General features: G+C 57.8%; 13 protein-coding genes. 7 read left to right on the forward strand and 6 right to left on the reverse strand.

All coding sequences use genetic code 11. From position 1 onward, the window contains the following. Nucleotides 1–12: 12 nt before the first annotated feature. The 3 genes from SK54_RS08470 (at nt 13) to ypfH (ending at nt 3,597) form a co-directional block, all read left to right on the forward strand. Entirely contained in the window at nt 13–882 is an 870-nt protein-coding gene (locus SK54_RS08470; protein WP_001303362.1) for a KPN_02809 family neutral zinc metallopeptidase, read from the forward strand. After that, on the forward strand, nt 882–2,828 hold the full coding sequence (locus SK54_RS08475; RefSeq protein WP_048247035.1) for a tRNA(Met) cytidine acetyltransferase TmcA: 1,947 nt from the start codon (nt 882–884) through the stop codon (nt 2,826–2,828). Before SK54_RS08470 ends, SK54_RS08475 begins: the two co-directional genes overlap by 1 nt. A gap of 73 nt (nt 2,829–2,901) precedes the next feature. Further along, nucleotides 2,902–3,597 (forward strand): esterase, encoded by a 696-nt coding sequence (gene ypfH / locus SK54_RS08480; protein ID WP_023295120.1) that lies wholly within the window; start codon nt 2,902–2,904, stop codon nt 3,595–3,597. Nucleotides 3,598–3,636: 39 nt separating this feature from the next. On the opposite strand, the gene SK54_RS08485 is transcribed toward ypfH, so the two are convergent. Genes SK54_RS08485 through SK54_RS08495 form a run of 3 tightly spaced genes read right to left on the reverse strand, consistent with a single transcriptional unit; the run spans nt 3,637 to nt 5,346 of the window. After that, nucleotides 3,637–3,834: a YpfN family protein gene (locus tag SK54_RS08485; protein ID WP_000383991.1), complete on the reverse strand. Its 198-nt coding sequence runs from the start codon at nt 3,832–3,834 to the stop codon at nt 3,637–3,639. Between the two features lie 24 nt (nt 3,835–3,858). After that, nucleotides 3,859–4,986, reverse strand: a complete 1,128-nt coding sequence (gene dapE / locus SK54_RS08490; RefSeq protein WP_017383496.1) for a succinyl-diaminopimelate desuccinylase — start codon at nt 4,984–4,986, stop codon at nt 3,859–3,861. Between the two features lie 3 nt (nt 4,987–4,989). Next, complete coding sequence (locus SK54_RS08495) at nt 4,990–5,346, reverse strand: ArsC family reductase (RefSeq protein ID WP_015572203.1); 357 nt, start codon at nt 5,344–5,346, stop codon at nt 4,990–4,992. A gap of 387 nt (nt 5,347–5,733) precedes the next feature. On the opposite strand from SK54_RS08495, the gene ypfM reads away from it, so the two are divergent. Next, nucleotides 5,734–5,793 (forward strand): protein YpfM, encoded by a 60-nt coding sequence (gene ypfM, locus SK54_RS22490; protein ID WP_015572204.1) that lies wholly within the window; start codon nt 5,734–5,736, stop codon nt 5,791–5,793. Between the two features lie 109 nt (nt 5,794–5,902). On the opposite strand, the gene acrD is transcribed toward ypfM, so the two are convergent. Beyond that, nucleotides 5,903–9,016, reverse strand: a complete 3,114-nt coding sequence (gene acrD, locus SK54_RS08500; RefSeq protein WP_017383494.1) for a multidrug efflux RND transporter permease AcrD — start codon at nt 9,014–9,016, stop codon at nt 5,903–5,905. A 141-nt stretch (nt 9,017–9,157) separates the two neighbouring features. Continuing rightward, nucleotides 9,158–10,852, reverse strand: a complete 1,695-nt coding sequence (gene narQ / locus SK54_RS08505; RefSeq protein WP_017692951.1) for a nitrate/nitrite two-component system sensor histidine kinase NarQ — start codon at nt 10,850–10,852, stop codon at nt 9,158–9,160. A gap of 152 nt (nt 10,853–11,004) precedes the next feature. On the opposite strand from narQ, the gene aegA reads away from it, so the two are divergent. The 3 genes from aegA to SK54_RS08525 all read left to right on the forward strand — a co-directional run bounded on the left by aegA (nt 11,005) and on the right by SK54_RS08525 (nt 14,792). Then, the gene (aegA, locus tag SK54_RS08515) at nt 11,005–12,981 is read left to right on the forward strand and encodes a formate-dependent uric acid utilization protein AegA (protein ID WP_071591734.1); all 1,977 of its coding nucleotides are present in this window, start codon (nt 11,005–11,007) and stop codon (nt 12,979–12,981) included. 67 nt (nt 12,982–13,048) lie between these two features. Beyond that, entirely contained in the window at nt 13,049–13,642 is a 594-nt protein-coding gene (gene nudK / locus SK54_RS08520; RefSeq protein ID WP_017692952.1) for a GDP-mannose pyrophosphatase NudK, read from the forward strand. 106 nt (nt 13,643–13,748) lie between these two features. Further along, nucleotides 13,749–14,792, forward strand: a complete 1,044-nt coding sequence (locus SK54_RS08525) for a DUF1176 domain-containing protein (protein WP_017692953.1) — start codon at nt 13,749–13,751, stop codon at nt 14,790–14,792. An 89-nt stretch (nt 14,793–14,881) separates the two neighbouring features. Here SK54_RS08525 and ygjK read toward each other — a convergent pair whose 3' ends face one another. Further along, nucleotides 14,882–17,233, reverse strand: coding sequence for an alpha-glucosidase (ygjK, locus tag SK54_RS08530; RefSeq protein WP_017692954.1), 2,352 nt, complete (start codon nt 17,231–17,233; stop codon nt 14,882–14,884). Nucleotides 17,234–17,242: the final 9 nt, after the last annotated feature.

The raw sequence follows: 17,242 nt of genomic DNA on the forward strand, positions 1-17,242 counted from the left end.
TTCGAGGTGTTTATGCGCTGGCAAGGGCGTCGTGAAAGTGACAACGTAGAAGACAGACGCAGCAGTGGTGGCGGTGGTCCGTCTATGGGCGGGCCAGGTTTCCGGTTACCCAGCGGCAAGGGCGGCATTATTCTGCTGGTCGTCGTGCTGGTGGCGGGCTACTACGGCGTCGACCTGACCGGTTTGATGACCGGTGAAACCGGGCAACAGCAGCAGTATTCTCAGCGCTCCATCAGCCCGAATGAAGATGAAGCGGCGAAATTTACTTCCGTTATTCTCGCGACGACCGAAGATACCTGGGGTCAGCAGTTCGAGAAAATGGGGCGGACTTATCAGCCGCCAAAACTGGTGATGTACCGGGGCGCAACCCGCACCGGCTGCGGCACCGGGCAGTCCGTTATGGGGCCGTTCTACTGCCCGGCGGACAGCACCGTCTATATCGATCTCTCCTTCTATGACGACATGAAAAGCAAGCTGGGCGCCGACGGCGATTTTGCCCAGGGCTACGTGATCGCGCATGAAGTCGGCCACCACGTGCAGAAGCTCCTCGGCATTGAGCCTAAAGTGCGTCAGATGCAGCAGAATGCTTCTCAGGCGGAGGTGAATCGTCTGTCCGTACGCATGGAGCTTCAGGCCGACTGCTTCGCTGGCGTCTGGGGACACAGCATGCAGCAGCAGGGCGTGCTGGAAACAGGCGATCTGGAAGAGGCCCTGAATGCCGCACAGGCGATTGGTGACGATCGCTTGCAGCAGCAGAGCCAGGGGCGCGTTGTGCCGGACAGCTTTACCCATGGCACCTCAGAGCAGCGCTACAGTTGGTTTAAGCGTGGCTTCGACAGCGGCAACCCGTCGCAGTGTAATACCTTCGGCAAAGCTATGTGATGTTGGGGTTTGAACAGCTGGTCAACCAGCTTCAGCGTACCGGGCACCGCCGGCTGGTGGTGCTCAGCGGCGATGAAGCGTGGACGTTGAGCCAGGCGACCATTCTGCGCGATACGTTACCAGGAGACTGGCTGTGGCTGGAGGAAAACCCCTCTAAGACCATCAGCGGCCTGCTGGGACGTGAATACCTGCACGCCGTTTTTGACGCGCGTCGCGGGTTTGACGTCTCGGCCTTCGCCGCCCTCAGCGGGACCCTGCGCGCCGGAAGCCTTCTGATGCTGCTGGTGCCGCCGTTCTCCGTCTGGGCTAACAGGCCCGACGCGGATTCTCTACGCTGGAGCGACAGCGCCGAGCCGATCGCCACCCCGCACTTTGTTCACCACTTTTGCCGGACGCTTGCCGCCGATTCAGATGCCATCGTCTGGCATCAACATCGTCCTCTGTGCCTTCCCGTTACGTCAGATTTACCCGCCTGGCAGCCTGCCAGCGGTGAACCGCAGCGCGAGCAAGCTGAGATCCTCGACGCTCTTCTGACCATGCCTGCGGGCGTGGCCGCCGTGACGGCACCGCGCGGACGCGGAAAGTCCGCCCTGGCGGGCATGTTGCTCAACGGCATTCAGGGGAGTGCAGTCGTGACGGCACCGGCAAAAGGGGCGACGGATGTCATCGCGCGTTTCGCCGGGGAACATTTTCACTTTATGGCCCCGGATGCGCTGCTGGCCTCCACAACAGAAGCTGACTGGCTGATTGTCGATGAGGCGGCCGCCATCCCCGGCCCGCTGCTGGAGAAGCTGGCGTCGCGCTTTCCCCGCGTGTTGCTGACCACCACGGTGCAGGGTTATGAAGGCACGGGCAGGGGATTCCTGCTGAAGTTCTGCGCCCGGTTTAGCGGGCTGCGGCGTTATACCTTATCCACGCCAGTTCGCTGGGCTGCCGGATGTCCCCTTGAGCGGATAGTGGCGAACGCGCTGCTGTTCGACGATGCGCTTATCGATCGCAAACCGGAAGGCGAGGTACGTTTAACGTCGCTGGAGCCCGGGATGTGGGAGAGCGATCCGGCGCGCGGGGCAGGCGTGTATGAACTGCTGTGTGCCGCGCACTACCGGACGTCACCCCTCGATTTACGCCGGATGATGGACGCCCCCGGCCAGCACTTTGCTGTTGCTCAGGCGGGCGCGGAGATCGCGGGCGCGCTCTGGCTGGTGGAGGAGGGGGGATTACCCCCTGAACTTAGCCGCGCAGTCTGGGCGGGCTTTCGTCGGCCGCGTGGAAATCTGGTGGCGCAGTCGCTGGCAGCGCACGGCGGCTCGCCGCTCGCGGCGACGCTGAAAGGCCGACGCGTCAGCCGCATTGCGGTTCATCCCCATCGCCAGCGGGAAGGCATCGGCCAGCGGCTGATCCGCAGTGCCAGCGGAGAAGATTATCTCTCGGTCAGCTTTGGCTATACCGACGAGCTGTGGCGTTTCTGGCGGCAGTGCGGGTTTGTGCTGGTGCGAATGGGCAGCCACCGGGAAGCCAGCAGCGGGTGCTATACGGCGATGGCGTTGCTGCCGCTGAGCGAGGCGGGGCATCAGCTCTGCGAACAGGCGCATCAGCGGTTATGTCGTGATATGCGCGTCCTGTCGGCCTGGAATGGCGAAAAGATCCCGGTGACGGATGCATGGGAAGCTACCCTTAATAGTGACGACTGGCTGGAGCTGACGGGGTTTGCCTTTGCTCACCGGGCGTTTTCAACTTCGGTTGCGGCGCTGACGCGGTTGTTGTTAGCCGTGGACATGCCGCTCCCGGCACTGCGGGGGAAAATGGAAGGGAATACGCACGATTTCGGGCGCAAAGCGTTGCTGGCGAAGCTACGCGAGGAAACCGCTCACGCGCTTGAAAGGCTTGATTACTCCCGTAGCCAGCAGCTGAAAGCCGACATTTTGCAATGGCAATTTTTTCAATGAGTTCTTCAGTAAAGTGGCATGGTCATTACCCCGCAGAGGCGTAAAATCCTGCTTATCAATTAAGGAGATCGCCATGAAACATGACCATTTTGTTGTGCAAAGCCCGGATACACCTGCTAAACAGCTACTGCTTCTGTTTCATGGCGTGGGCGACAATGCCGTCAATATGGGACAGATTGGCAGCTGGTTTGCACCCGTTTTCCCACACGCGCTGATCGTCAGCATCGGCGGCGTGGAGCCGTGCGGTCCGGACGGGCGGCAGTGGTTTTCCGTCGAGGGCGTGACGGAGGAGAATCGTCAGGCGCGTATTGATGCCGCTATGCCAGCCTTTATCGATACCGTGCGTTACTGGCAGCAGCAGAGCGGCGTAGGCGCCGACGCAACGGCGCTGATTGGCTTCTCTCAGGGCTCAATCATGTCGCTGGAAAGCGTAAAAGCGCAGCCCGGACTGGTGTCCCGCGTGATTGCCTTTAACGGGCGTTTTGCGACGTTACCGCAAAGCGCGACCACGCAGACCACGATCCATCTCATTCATGGGGGGGAAGACCGGGTAATTGAGCTTTCGCATGCGGTTGCTGCCCAGGAGACGCTGATGCGCGAGGGCGGAGATGTGACGCTGGATATCGTAGACGATCTGGGGCATGCCATTGACGATCGCAGCATGCAGTTCGCGCTCGATCATCTGCGTTATACCGTACCGAAACATTACTTTGATGAAGCGCTCAGCGGCGGTAAGCCGAATGACGATGATATCGTCGAGTTTATGTGAGGTGTCCCCCTCTCTTTAGGGAGAGGGGAAACAGAGCGATTACTTCTTCTGGTCCTTCTTCGGCCAGTCGTCTTCATCGTCCCACTTGTCGTTAAAATCACGGTGCGGCGGAAGATCCGGTTTGTTGGCAAGGAACTTTTTGTGGTCAACGCGCTTGAGATCTTTAATCACGTTAAGCAGCACGCCTACCAGAAATACCAACACCAGAATCCACCAGTACTTTGAAAGCCAGTCCATTCGCTAATCCTCTTTAAGCACCCGTCAGGCGACGAGCTGCTCCATAATACGTTGATACATGCGGGCCAGCAGTTGTAAATCGGCAGCGTTCACGCATTCATTGATTTTGTGAATCGTCGCGTTAACCGGACCCAGTTCGACAACCTGTGCGCCCATGCGGGCGATAAAGCGTCCGTCAGACGTGCCGCCCGTTGTCAGCAGCTGTGGCTTAATTTCATTATAGTGCGCAATGGCGTTCACCACCGCATCCACCAGTTTACCGCGCTGCGTCAGGAACGGCTGGCCAGACAGCCACCAGTCGAGGGTATAGCGCAGCTGATATTTCTCGAGCAGCGCAATCACGCGCGCTTTGATCATCTCGTCGGTCAGTTCGGTGCTGAAGCGGAAGTTAAACTGGACGAAGAGATCGCCGGGAATGACGTTGTTGCTGCCGGTGCCGGCCTTGATGTTGGCTATCTGCATGCTGGTTGGCGGGAAAAATTCGTTGCCTTTATCCCATTCAATGCCTACCAGTTCGTTCAGCATCGGCGCGGCGCGGTGTACCGGGTTATCCGCCAGGTGCGGATAGGCAACGTGGCCCTGCACGCCATGAATAGTCAAATTACAGGTCAGGGATCCACGGCGGCCATTTTTCACCACATCGCCCACCACTTCGGTGCTGGACGGTTCGCCCACCAGACAGTAGTCCAGACGTTCATTGCGCGCCATCAGGGCCTCAACGACCTTCACGGTGCCGTTGTGGGCGCTGGCTTCTTCATCGGAGGTAATCAAAAACGCAAGACGGTTTTTATGGTTCGGATGCTGGGCGACGAAACGCTCTGCCGCCACGACCATCGCAGCCAGAGAACCTTTCATGTCCGCAGCGCCGCGTCCGAAAAGCATGCCGTCGCGGATGGTCGGCTCAAAAGGCGGGTTGATCCAGCGGTCTGCGTCCCCCGCGGGAACTACGTCGGTATGACCGGCAAACGCCAGCGTCTCCCCCTGACCGCGCCATGCCCAGAAGTTCTGCGTATCGCCAAAATCCATGTGCTCCACGGTAAAACCGATCGCACGCAGGCGCTCAATCATTAATGCCTGACAACCTGCGTCGTCCGGGCTAAGGGAAGGACGGCGAATAAGCTGCTGAGTCAGCTCAATGACCGGGCATGACATAGACTACACCTCAACGAATAAATCTGAATAAAGGGTTTCACTGAAACCCAGCAGCATAGGCTGACCTGGCTTGCAGAGCAATGGGCGTTTGATGATTGCCGGCATTTCAAGCATCAGTTTGGCTGCGCTGTCGGCGTCGTTGATCGTGGCCCGGAGAGATTCATCCAGTTTTCGCCAGGTGGTCCCGCGGGTATTCAGTAGCGCTTCCCATCCCAGTTCGTTGATGGCGGAATGGAGAAACGCGGGGTCAAGCCCGTCGGCACGGTAATCGTGGAAGCGATAGTCGATGTTGTGTGCTTCCAGCCAGCGGCGGGCTTTTTTAATCGTGTCGCAATTCTTAATGCCGTACATCACAACCATAGTGAATCCTTTTGTTCTTTTGTGGATTAAATGTTCAATATTTTCGAAGATATATCCTTAAGTGGAATATAACACATTCGGAATTTTTCGGGATTTACAATTCTCCATAATTCAACGAACAGCTGTAAGCTGAATAGTCTTTCATCTTTTAAGCATAGTTGTCCACCCTGTTTAAATTGCCAATAAACTCAGGGGGAAATTAAAAATGCTGTCATTTTTCCGACTATTTCAAAATATTGCTGTAGGTCACATAAAATTTACCCGACAACGCTCATAGTGATCCTAAACCTACCAGCACAGCGGGGCTCAATCACAGCAAACGGTTAAAGTGGCTTCACAATGATGATACGTTTTCGTAGAATGCACATAATAATAAGAGAGGTTGTTATGATTGAACGTGAACTGGGGAACTGGAAAGATTTTATCGAAGGCATGCTTCGTAAATGAATTTCCGGTAAGAAATGCAAGAGCACTTAATTAACTAAAATAACCATAGTGTGAAAGAATCACACAATAAAAAGGCGGCCTGTAAAGCCGCCTTTTTTATTTCAACGTGTTATTCCGGCTTATCCTTCAGCGGGAAACGACGGCGTACCAGCACAAAGAACAGCGGTACGAAATAGATAGCCAGAATCGTCGCCGAAATCATTCCCCCCATAACGCCCGTTCCCACCGCGTGCTGGCTGCTGGAGCCTGCGCCGGAGCTGGTGGCCATCGGCAGGACGCCAAACACAAACGCCAGAGAAGTCATCAGGATCGGGCGCAGGCGCTGACGACAGGCGTGCAGCGTGGCGGCCATCAGTTCGTGACCTTTGGCATTCATCTCATTGGCAAATTCGACGATCAGAATGGCGTTTTTCGCCGACAATCCGATTACGGTGAGGAGTCCGACCTGGAAATAGACATCATTTTCCAGGCCGCGCATCCAGGTTGCCAGCAGCGCTCCGATGACCCCGAGAGGCACCACCAGCATCACCGAGAACGGCACTGACCAGCTTTCATACAGCGCCGCCAGACAGAGGAACACTACCAGCAGCGAAAGGGCATACAGGGCAGGCGCCTGAGCGCCGGAAAGCCGTTCCTGGTAGGACATCGCCGTCCACTCCAGGCCAAAGCCGGTCGGTAACTGCTGAACCAGTTTTTCCATAATGTCCATTGCGGTACCGGTACTGACGCCCGGCGCGGCTTCACCAACAATCTCCAGCGCCGAATAGCCGTTGTAACGCTCCAGACGCGGTGAACCGGTCTCCCAGCGTGACGTCGCAAATGCCGAGAACGGCACCATGCCGCCGGTGTTATTGCGCACATACCAGCGGTTGATATCGTCCGGCAGCATGCGGTATTTGGCGGCAGACTGAACATAGACCTTCTTCACGCGGCCGCGATCCATAAAGTCATTCACGTAGCTTGAGCCCCATGCCGTTTGCAGGGTGTCGTTAATGTCGTCGATGGAGACGCCCAGCGCCTGCGCTTTACGCTGGTCAATATCCACCTGTAGCTGAGGGCTGTCATCCAGACCGTTATGACGAACGCGGGTAAGCTGCGGATCTTTCCCGGCCAGCTCCAGCAGCTTGTCGCGAGCAGCCATCAACGCGTCATGCCCGGCACCCGCGTGATCCTGAAGCTCCATATCAAACCCGGCTGAGCTGCCCAGGCCGCTGATGGCGGGCGGGCTGCTGGCGAAAACGCGCGCTTCCTTGATTTTGTTGAACGCTTTGGTTGCACGCTCAATGATGGCAAAGGAGGAGCCGGTATCGCTGTCGCGCTGGTCCCAGTCTTTCAGGCGCACAAACATACGCGCCACGTTCTGCCCGTTACCGCCAGGGCCAGAGCCGACGGTGGAGAAGACGGAGACCACGTTATCTTTCTCCTGAGTATGGAAGTAGTTCTCAACCTTCTGCACCACTTTCAGGGTCTGCTGCTGGGTCGAGCCGCTGGGTAACTGTACGGAGGTGATAAACATGCCGCGATCTTCCAGCGGCAGGAACGAGGTTGGCAGCCGCAGGAACAGAAAGACCATGCCGCCGAGCAGCAGGACATAAACCACCATCCAGCGCACGCTGCGGTGCAGTACTTTACCCACGCCCGCTTCATAGCGCGCCGCATTGCGGTTAAACATGCGGTTAAACCAGCCGAAGAAGCCTTTTTGACCGTGGTGTTCGCCCTTATGCAGCGGTTTCAGCAGCGTCGCGCACAGGGCAGGGGTAAGGATCATCGCCACCAGTACGGAGAGCACCATTGCAGAGACGATGGTGATCGAGAACTGGCGATAAATCGCGCCCGTGGTGCCGCCAAAAAACGCCATCGGGATAAATACCGCCGACAGCACCATGGCGATACCGACCAGCGCGCCCTGAATCTGTCCCATCGATTTGCGCGTGGCCTCGCGGGGCGAAAGCCCTTCCTCGCTCATGATGCGCTCAACGTTTTCCACCACCACGATGGCATCATCCACCAGCAGACCGATGGCCAGCACCATGGCGAACATGGTCAGGGTGTTGATGCTGTAACCGAAGGCATACAGCACCGCAAAGGTACCCAGCAGCACCACCGGCACCGCAATAGTGGGGATCAGCGTAGCGCGGAAGTTTTGCAGGAACAGGTACATCACAAGGAACACCAGCGCGATAGCTTCGAGCAGGGTTTTCACCACATCTTCGATGGAGGCTTTTACGAACGAGGTGGTTTCGTAGGCGACTTTGTACTCCAGTCCGTGCGGGAAGAAATGCGACAGCTCATCCAGACGCTCTAGCACCCGCTGCGCGGTCGCCATTTCGTTGGCGCCGGAGGCCAGTTTCACCCCCAGCCCGGACGCGGCATTGCCGTTGAAGCGGCTCAGGTAGTCATATTTTTCCGCCCCCATCTCCACGGTGGCGACATCCCCCAGACGCACTTCCGAACCGTCCTGATTCACGCGTAGCGTGATATTGCGGAACTGTTCAGGTGTCTGGAGCAGCGACTGGGAGTTGATGGTGGCGTTAAGCGCCTGGTTGTCCACGGACGGCGTACCGCCGAGCTGCCCCACGGCAATCTGGGCGTTCTGCGATTCGATAGCGTCGGTGACATCTTTGGCGGTCATCTGCACGCTGTTCAGCTTGTTGGGATCCAGCCAGATACGCATGGAGTACTGCGAGCCGTAGGCGTCGATATCACCCACGCCGTTGATACGGCTGAGCGGGTCCTGAATATTACTGGCGACGTAGTCCGCTATGTCCTGCTTATCCATTGAGCCATCGGTTGAAACAAACGCGATGGTCAAAATATTGGTGTCACCGGTTTTACGCACGGTCACCCCCTGGTTCTGCACCGCCTGAGGCAGTTTACGCAGGGCCGATTGCAGCTGGTTTTGCACCTGCTGCACCGCTTCATCCGGATCCGTGCCCGCCGTAAAGCTCAGGGTTACCGTCGCCTGGCCCGTGGCGCTGCTCTGTGAGGACATGTACATCAGGTTATCGAGACCCGTCATGTTCTGCTCGATAACCTGGGTGACGGTATTTTCCAGCGTCTGTGCCGAGGCGCCAGGGTAGTTCGCCGTGATACGCACGTTGGGGGGCGCGAGGTCAGGGTATTGCTCAACAGGAAGGGACGTAATCGCCAGGACACCCGTCAGACACAACAGGATTGCAAGCACCCAGGCAAAAATGGGGCGATCGATGAAAAAATTCGCCATTAAAGTGTGACCTCGTTTTGCTGCACGTCATTATTGTTTATTGCCCGCCTAACTTTAGCGGTAAGGCCCAGGTCAAACGTGGAGAAATAAAGGAGATAATGTAAATTATCATGCGCTTTTTTCAGCGCGCCTTCTTTCTCGCTATTTTTCAGCCTGGGCCGCAGGCGTCTGGAACGTTACGCTGACCTGTGTCCCGCCCTGTGGCGGCTGAGAAAAGTGTAATGTCCCGCCGAGCCGTCCCGCGCGTTCGCGCATGATATTCAGCCCGTAATGCCCCGGCGGTTCGCTGGCGTCGCCGATACCAATGCCGTTGTCGCGGATCGTGACCGTGTGAGTGCCGTCCGCGGTGGTGACGCAGCTGACCACAATCTCGCTCGCGTCGGCATGTTTAATCGCATTCAGCACTGCCTCACGCACAATCTGTAAGAGGTGCACCTGTTTTTGTGCGTCCAGCGCCAGCGATGAGAGACGGCAGTCGAGCACCAGCTTCGCGCGGGTCTGGCTTTGCAACCCGTCGAGAGACTCCTGTAGCGCGGCAGGAAGATTGGCGTGATTGAGCGTCAGGCGGAAGGTGGTGAGCAGCTCGCGTAGCTGATGCCAGGCATTATTCAGCTCGCGGGAGAAGTCCGTAATGATGGTCTGCGCCGGAGCATTGTCGCCCGGCACGGCATGCTTCAGCAGCGTAAGCTGAATACGCAAATAGGAGAGCACCTGCGCCAGCGAATCATGCAGCTCGCGCGCGATGGTGGCGCGCTCCTCCATCAGCAGCAGCTGCTGATAATGTTTCTGCGCCTGATTGAAATAGAGCCCCCGGCCCAGCATCGTCGCCACGCTTTCCATGAGCGGCAGCGGAACATCCCCGGTCGCGCTTTGCCAGCGCAGTTCGCCGTACAGGGTGTCCTGCATTAACACCGGTAAATTGTGCATTTTCTCGCCCGGGGACTCCTGTCCTTCGTAAAGCTGCCAGTCGTCACTGGTGCGCAATTGCAGGTAATTCATCTGCGTATAGTCATGCACAATCTGCAAAATATGCCGGAAACAGTGGCTGTCTATCTGCCCGGTATTCAACGCCTGTGAGCATTTAAACAGCATTTCGAGCTGCTGATGCGCTTCATTCAGGTGGCGGGTTTTTTCAGCAACGGAGCGCTCAAGTGAACGGTACAGGGTGTGTAATTCCGCCGACATATGGTTGAAGGCGCGGGAAAGCTGGCCCAGCTCGTTGGGAAGCGTAGTATCCGGCGCGGGAGTGTCGAATTGCCCCTGTTCGATACGCTCGCTCGCCGCCACCAGATTATTCAGCGGCAGCACAACCTGACGGCGGATGCGCCGCAGGGTCACCACCGCCAGCAGCAGGATGCCCAGGCCACCCGTCAGCGACATGAAAATCACCAGCTGAATTTTATGTTCGGTGTAGTGCTGTAGCGCCAGCACAAAGGAATCTATCCGGCCCACGAAATCCTCAATGTGGTTCTGATACCACCCGGTATCGCCGCTGGCGATGCGCGTGTCCATCTCCTGCCAGCCAAGGTGCAACTGCTGGTAACGCTGTTTGACGTCCTCTGGCACATACCAGCGGTTTAGCTTCTGCAACGCAGGCGCGCTCAGCGTTTTTTGCCAGACCGCGCGGTGCTCTGCCAGCGATGGGCCGGCGCGCTGCATTTCGTAGCCCAGGCGGTAGCTCTGCATACGCAGCGAGCCGGCGATGTTAATCGCCTCGGCGTCGCGCTGGCTGCTGGCGAGTGTGACCAGCGCAATGGCGCTGATCAGAACGGACAAGACAATCATCGAAAAGAAAGCCCGAGCCAGGCTTCCCGATACGGGGCGTTTAACGGTCACTCATCAGCTTCCTGAATTAAATTGATCTGCCACAGGTTCACTGGAAATAGTTCGGCTTCCTGGGCATTTGAACATTGCGTCGCCATGCCGCTGTGGGTAAATACGATAACAATAGAAAGAATAAGGTTATTGAACCAAAAACAGGTGTTGTTATGAATCGTTTTATTATGGCCAACGCTCAACAGTGTATCGGTTGTCGCGCCTGCGAAGTTGCCTGTGTGATGGCGCACAACGGGGAGCAGCACGCGCTGAGCGAGCGCCATTTTCATCCCCGCATTACGGTCCTTACCTCAGGCTTGCGAAAAAGCCCCGTGACCTGCCACCACTGTGAAAACGCGCCCTGCGCGCAAAGCTGCCCGAACGGAGCCATCACGCAACACAGCGACAGCGTACAGGTCAATCAACAAAAATGCATTGGCTGTAAAGCCTGCGTGGTGGCCTGTCCGTTTGGCACGATGGACATGCTGATCGCCCCGCTGGAAAACGACAGCGTAAAGGCCTCGGCGCACAAATGCGACCTCTGCCTGGAAAGGCCGCAAGGCCCGGCCTGCGTGGAAAACTGCCCGGCGGAGGTGCTTACGCTCGCCACCCCAGCCGTACTGGATAAGCTGGTTAAGCAGCGCCGACAGCGCAGCGCAAGGCTGGACGCGCTGCCGTGGCACAGCGAGGCGGTTCAGTCAGCCCCTCCGCAAACCAAACGGCAACAGATGCAAAACACCCCGGCGCGCGGTGAGCCGGATAAGCTCAGCCCCGAAGCACGCGCATACCATTTTAACGAGATCTACCTGCCGTTTCGCCCGGAACAGGCGCAGCGTGAGGCATCCCGGTGCCTGAAATGTGGCGAGCATAGCATTTGCGAGTGGACCTGCCCGCTGCATAACCACATTCCCCAGTGGATTCAGCGGATCGGGGCGGGGGATATCGTCGGTGCGGCTGAGCTTTCACACCAGACTAACTGTTTACCGGAAATTACCGGCCGCGTCTGCCCACAGGATCGATTATGTGAAGGCGCCTGCACCCTGCGGGATGCGTCAGGGGCAGTAACCATCGGTAATATCGAACGGTATATCTCGGATCGGGCGCTGGCGATGGGCTGGACGCCGGACGTCAGCCACGTTAAGCCGGTCGGTAAGCGCGTCGCCATCATCGGCGCCGGTCCGGCAGGGCTGGCCTGCGCCGACGTGCTGGTGCGCAGCGGCGTCGGCGTGACGGTCTACGACCGCCATCCGGAAATCGGCGGATTGCTGACCTTTGGTATTCCGGCCTTCAAGCTGGATAAATCCCTGTTAGCGCGGCGCAGAGAGATATTCAGCGCGATGGGCATCCGCTTCGAGCTGAACTGCGAGGTGGGAAAAGACGTGTCGATGGCCCAACTGCAAAACGACTACGATGCCCTGTTCATCGGCGTAGGGACCTATCGTTCCATGAAAGCGGGTATCCCTCACGAAGACGCGCCGGGCGTGTACGACGCGCTGCCGTTTTTAGTGGCAAACACGCGGAACGTGATGGGCCTTGATCCTGCCGCAGACGAACCGTTTATCGACACACAGGGTTTAAACGTGGTGGTGCTCGGCGGGGGCGATACGGCGATGGACTGCGTGCGCACCGCGCTGCGGCATGGTGCGGCGAAAGTAACCTGCGCCTATCGGCGGGACGAGGCCAACATGCCGGGCTCAAAGAAAGAGGTTAAAAACGCGAAAGAAGAGGGCGCAGCGTTTGAATTTAATGTCCAGCCGGTTGAGCTCACGCTGGATACCGACGGGAAGGTTAACGGTATCCGGATGCTGCGCACCAGGCTGGGCGAGCCGGATGCGCAGGGGCGGCGGCGTCCTGTCCCGGTGGCGGGCAGTGAGTTTGTCATGCCAGCGGATGCGGTGATCATGGCGTTTGGTTTTAATCCGCACGCCATGCCGTGGCTTCAGGCGCAGGGCGTCGACACCGACGACTGGGGGCGCATCAGGGCCTCCGTGGAGAGCCGTTATCGCTACCAGACCTCGAATCCGCAGATTTTTGCTGGCGGTGATGCGGTACGCGGTGCGGATCTGGTGGTCACCGCGATGGCGGAAGGGCGCCATGCCGCGCAGGGGATCATGGACTGGCTTGGCGTGCCGCCGCGCAACTTGCATTAATGCAGACGGGCGACAAAGCGGGCTTCACGGCGTAGTATAAACAGACTCATATTGCCGTGGAGCCCGTATGTCCCTGAACATTACCGTTATTAAAGACAAAATCCTTTCTGAAAATTACTTTGTCCTGCGTAACATCACTTACGATCTCACCCGTAAGAACGGGGACGTCATTCGCCATAAACGCGAAGTCTACGACCGGGGCAATGGTGCAACCATCCTGCTGTATAACCGTGAAAAGCAAAGCGTGGTGCTGATCCGCCAGTTTCGCATCGCGACATGGGTCAATGGCAACGCGGACGGACGTCTGATTGAAACCTGTGCAGGTCTGCTTGATGACGATGAGCCGGAAGTGTGTATCCGCAAAGAAGCCATTGAGGAGACGGGTTTTGAAGTGGGTGCGGTGCAGAAAGTCTTTGAGCTGTTTATGTCCCCTGGCGGGGTTACCGAGCTGGTTCACTTCTTCATTGCGGAATATACCGATGCTCAGCGCACGCACCGGGGCGGCGGCGTGGACGATGAAGACATTGAAGTGCTGGAAATGCCTTTCGCTCAGGCTGTCGACATGGTGAAACGCGGCGAGATCCGCGACGGTAAAGCGGTGATCCTGTTGCAGTATCTGCAAACCAGCGGGCTGATGAATGCGGCGGCGGAAGCGCGATAAGTTGTATTTCAGATAAATCTATCCGATAAATCCGATTGAGCCAGCCCGCCCAGGGCACGAAGATACGCCCCAGATTGACCTATTCGTTTCCGGGGCTGTGCCGTTCATGCGCTACTGCGTTTATCTTCTCTTCTTCATTTGCGTGCTTCCCGCGCCTTTGGTGTGGGCTGCGCCTGCGCAGCAGTCTTTTTCAGACTGGCAGGTGACCTGCAATAACCAGAACTTCTGCGTAGCGCGCAATACCGGCGAGCATCGCGGTCTGGTCATGACGCTGAGCCGCAGTGCGGGGGCAAAAACGGACGCCAGCCTGCGCATCGATCTCGGCGGGCTTTCGGCGCCTCCGGTGAAAGAGCCTGACATCGCCCCGCGCCTGCTGCTCGACAATGTGCCGCTTAAACTCACGTCGCAACACTGGCAGTTAGCCCCCTGGCATCTTAAAACAGACGATACGGCCACCATCACCACGTTTCTGAAAACCATTCAGGAAGGGCAGGCGCTGACCCTGCGCGGGGGGAAGCAGACAATTTCTCTGGCCGGTCTGAAAGCGGCGCTGCTGTTTATCGATGCCCAGCAAAAACGCGTCGGAAGTGAAACGGCGTGGATTAAAAAAGGGGATAGTCCACCGCTAAGCGTGCCGCCTGCGCCGGCATTAAAAAAGGTGGCGGTGGTGAACCCCACGCCAACGCCGCTGACGCATAACGAACTCAACGATCTGCTGGATTACGGTACCTGGCGCATGAACCACAGCCAGTGCTCTCTCGATCCGAACCGGCGTGAAGTGCGCGTGACCGCGCTGACCGATGACAAAGCGCTGATGATCATCAGCTGTGAGGCAGGGGCGTACAACACCGTCGACCTGGCGTGGCTGGTGTCGCGTAAAAAACCATTTTCGGCCAGGAGCGTGAGATTGCGCCTGCCGTTTACCCCTTCCAGCCAGAGTAGCGACATGGAGCTGATGAATGCCAGCTTCGACGAAAAAACGCGCGAGCTGACCACGCTGGCGCTGGGACGCGGGATTGGCGACTGTGGGATCCAGACCCGCTGGCGTTTTAACGGCCAGCGCTTCCGCCTGGTACGCTACGCGGAAGAGCCAAGCTGTGATAACTGGAATGGGGCAGATGCCTGGCCCACGCTGTGGATCACAAGGTAGGGTTTTGCCGGGTGGCGCTGTCGCTTACCCGGCCTACTTTTTAGAACCGTAGGCCCGGTAAGGCGTAGCCGCCACCGGGCACGAGGGCATCACCGATCGCTCTTACGGAAAAAGTCGTTATACAGCATATACAAATGCGCCGCGCTCCAGGAGAAGTTAGGTGCGCCCTGCTGTGCTCCGGTCAGGGGGTTATAGTTCTCCTGAATCGGGCCGTCCGAGGTTAACCCTTTCGCATGCTTAAAGAAGGTTTCGGCGAGGGTTTGCGCCTGCTCACGATAGCCGTAACGTTCCATGCCTTTTAGTCCAAACCAGAACTGATCGACCCAGACCCGGCCGCGCCAGTATATGTCTGCGCCGAACGCCGGGTTTGTCAGCGCGGCGGTGCCGAGCGGTACCCAGGTATTGAACTCCTTCGGATCCAGCATCACCTTGACCACGGCATCCGCATGTTCCTGCGTCGCGGCACCGTTAAACAGCGGAGACCAGCCTTCCGGCCCTTTACCACGCTCGACGATAGGTTTGCCCGCACAGCCGTTCGCCAGCGGCTTATCCTCGATACGAATGTCATAGTAAAACCCGCTTTTCGCATCGAACATGCAGGTGTTGATATAGGTTGCGAGCTTATCTGCCAGCTGGCGATAGTGGCTGGCCTCCTGCTCTTTACCCAGCAGGCTCGCCATCTGCGCCAGATAGTGATTGTCGCTGTACATATAGCTTGCCTGGTCAACGGACTCCTGTAATAAGGAATACCCTAACAGATCGCCTTTTTTACTCCTGTTTTCGGCAAATTTAACCGTCCAGTCGCTGCGTTTCCCGCCGTTTTCAACGTACTTATCCAGCTGCGCTTTATCGATAAATCCGAATACGGCGGCATCATCGCGCCCGGACTCCCACGAGGCGGCCACCTGCGCGGGGATCTCCAGGCTGTCGTACTGGCCGTTATCGATTATCCGTGCGTAGTTATTCAGGCCGGAAAGCGACTCTTCTTTATCACCTTTTTTCACCGTGAACAGCATCTCGCCGGTAGCGGTGTTATGGGCCTTATCACGCGTCGCACCGTACTCCGGCACGCCGTTGCCGTTATGATCGCGGTTACGCAGCCACCAGTCGTGATAGGCAACCAGTTTTGGATACATCTCGGCAAGCCAGGCTTTATCCTGCGTGGTGTTATACACCTCCATCACCGACCATGCCGCCAGGCTCGGCTTGGTGTTACGCTCGTTCCAGTTACCGCCGTCGCCGCCTCGTTCCGGGCTCAGGTTCCAGGCGATTAAATCCGGCACAAATCCGGCATCCTGCGGGCGCACCGGATCGTCGGGTTTGATCTGCCAGGAGAAGACCGCGCGGATGTTCTCTTTGGCGATCTCCGGGTTGAAATGCGCCATGGCAAATGCCTGTTTCCAGGTGTCCCACGGCCAGGTCTGGTTGCCGGAGAACCAGCGTCCGGTTACGGAGGGCGTCACCGTGTTAAAACGCACCGCGCCGCCTGGCGAACGCCAGTTACCGTTCAACGTCTCGATGGCTTTCACCGCCACGCGCGTTTGTTCTGGAGTCGCGTGCGGGTTGGTTAACCCTTGTTGTAAATACCTCTCCCAGCGCGCTTGCGAGGCGGCCATAAAGTAGGCCGGACGCGCCAGAATGTCGCGGATCTGCGGCTGTTCACGCGCGACGTCATCGGCGTTCAGCAGATGGGAGTAGGTAGTGTACAGCGTGGTGCTGTCGGAAATCTGTGCCCGGCTGGTAAAGCGATGTCCGTCAACGGTGGTCTCGGCAGGAAGAGAGCGGTGTAACTGATATTCGGAACTGCCGGAGGTGAGCAGATCCCAGGTGGAGCGTACCTTGCCGAAGGTCACCTTCAGGCCGTCGCGCGTGGCTACAATTTTACGCTGATAATCAGGATATGCGCTGTCGATGGTTTTATCCGAACGCGGCTTGCCCTCTTTGGCCTCCAGTTTTTCCAGCAGCTCGCCGTCCCACACCAGCTCCAGCGGCGTTTTGCTGGTAATACGGGTTTCAAGCAGCGAAGTACGCGCAGAAGCAAAGCGCAGCGTCATCACGATCTGAACATCCCTGGCGCTCAGTTTCTGCACCAACGCGCCAGGGAGGCTGTAGGCTTCAAGGGTGAAATCCACTTTTTTGCCGTTCTGGTACACGGACAGGCGATCAAAATTCGTCGCCATAAAGTTGATGTACTCTTCGGTGAGCAGCGCTACGCCGGGAAATCCGCCCTGGGTCTGCGGCCCGTCCGGCAGCAAATGCCCATGCCAGGCACCCATATCAAAAAAGGGATTAAACCGCTGGTGGTCGTCGTAGTCGAAATCCTGCATGAAGAGCGGCGCGCCGGTACGGTTGATGACGTTTTTGAAGTCAGTTGCGGTGGCGGCGTGAGCCGAAAAACTGAGCGCCAGCGCGCAGGCCAGCGGCGTGAGGACGTATTTCATGGTGGTAGA

It is taken from the genome of Enterobacter sp. MGH120 (genome assembly GCF_001037725.1).
Classification (GTDB): Bacteria; Pseudomonadota; Gammaproteobacteria; order Enterobacterales; family Enterobacteriaceae; genus Enterobacter; species Enterobacter hormaechei_C.

What these genes read in the sequence shown, in the direction of transcription:
- acrD (WP_017383494.1), bottom strand. Translation starts at nt 9,016, where the DNA reads ATGGCGAATTTTTTCATCGATCGCCCCATTTTTGCCTGGGTGCTTGCA.
- aegA (WP_071591734.1), top strand. Translation starts at nt 11,005, where the DNA reads ATGAATCGTTTTATTATGGCCAACGCTCAACAGTGTATCGGTTGTCGC.
- ygjK (WP_017692954.1), bottom strand. Translation starts at nt 17,233, where the DNA reads ATGAAATACGTCCTCACGCCGCTGGCCTGCGCGCTGGCGCTCAGTTTT.
- SK54_RS08525 (WP_017692953.1), top strand. Translation starts at nt 13,749, where the DNA reads ATGCGCTACTGCGTTTATCTTCTCTTCTTCATTTGCGTGCTTCCCGCG.
- dapE (WP_017383496.1), bottom strand. Translation starts at nt 4,986, where the DNA reads ATGTCATGCCCGGTCATTGAGCTGACTCAGCAGCTTATTCGCCGTCCT.
- ypfH (WP_023295120.1), top strand. Translation starts at nt 2,902, where the DNA reads ATGAAACATGACCATTTTGTTGTGCAAAGCCCGGATACACCTGCTAAA.
- SK54_RS08495 (WP_015572203.1), bottom strand. Translation starts at nt 5,346, where the DNA reads ATGGTTGTGATGTACGGCATTAAGAATTGCGACACGATTAAAAAAGCC.
- SK54_RS08485 (WP_000383991.1), bottom strand. Translation starts at nt 3,834, where the DNA reads ATGGACTGGCTTTCAAAGTACTGGTGGATTCTGGTGTTGGTATTTCTG.
- SK54_RS08470 (WP_001303362.1), top strand. Translation starts at nt 13, where the DNA reads ATGCGCTGGCAAGGGCGTCGTGAAAGTGACAACGTAGAAGACAGACGC.
- nudK (WP_017692952.1), top strand. Translation starts at nt 13,049, where the DNA reads ATGTCCCTGAACATTACCGTTATTAAAGACAAAATCCTTTCTGAAAAT.
- SK54_RS08475 (WP_048247035.1), top strand. Translation starts at nt 882, where the DNA reads ATGTTGGGGTTTGAACAGCTGGTCAACCAGCTTCAGCGTACCGGGCAC.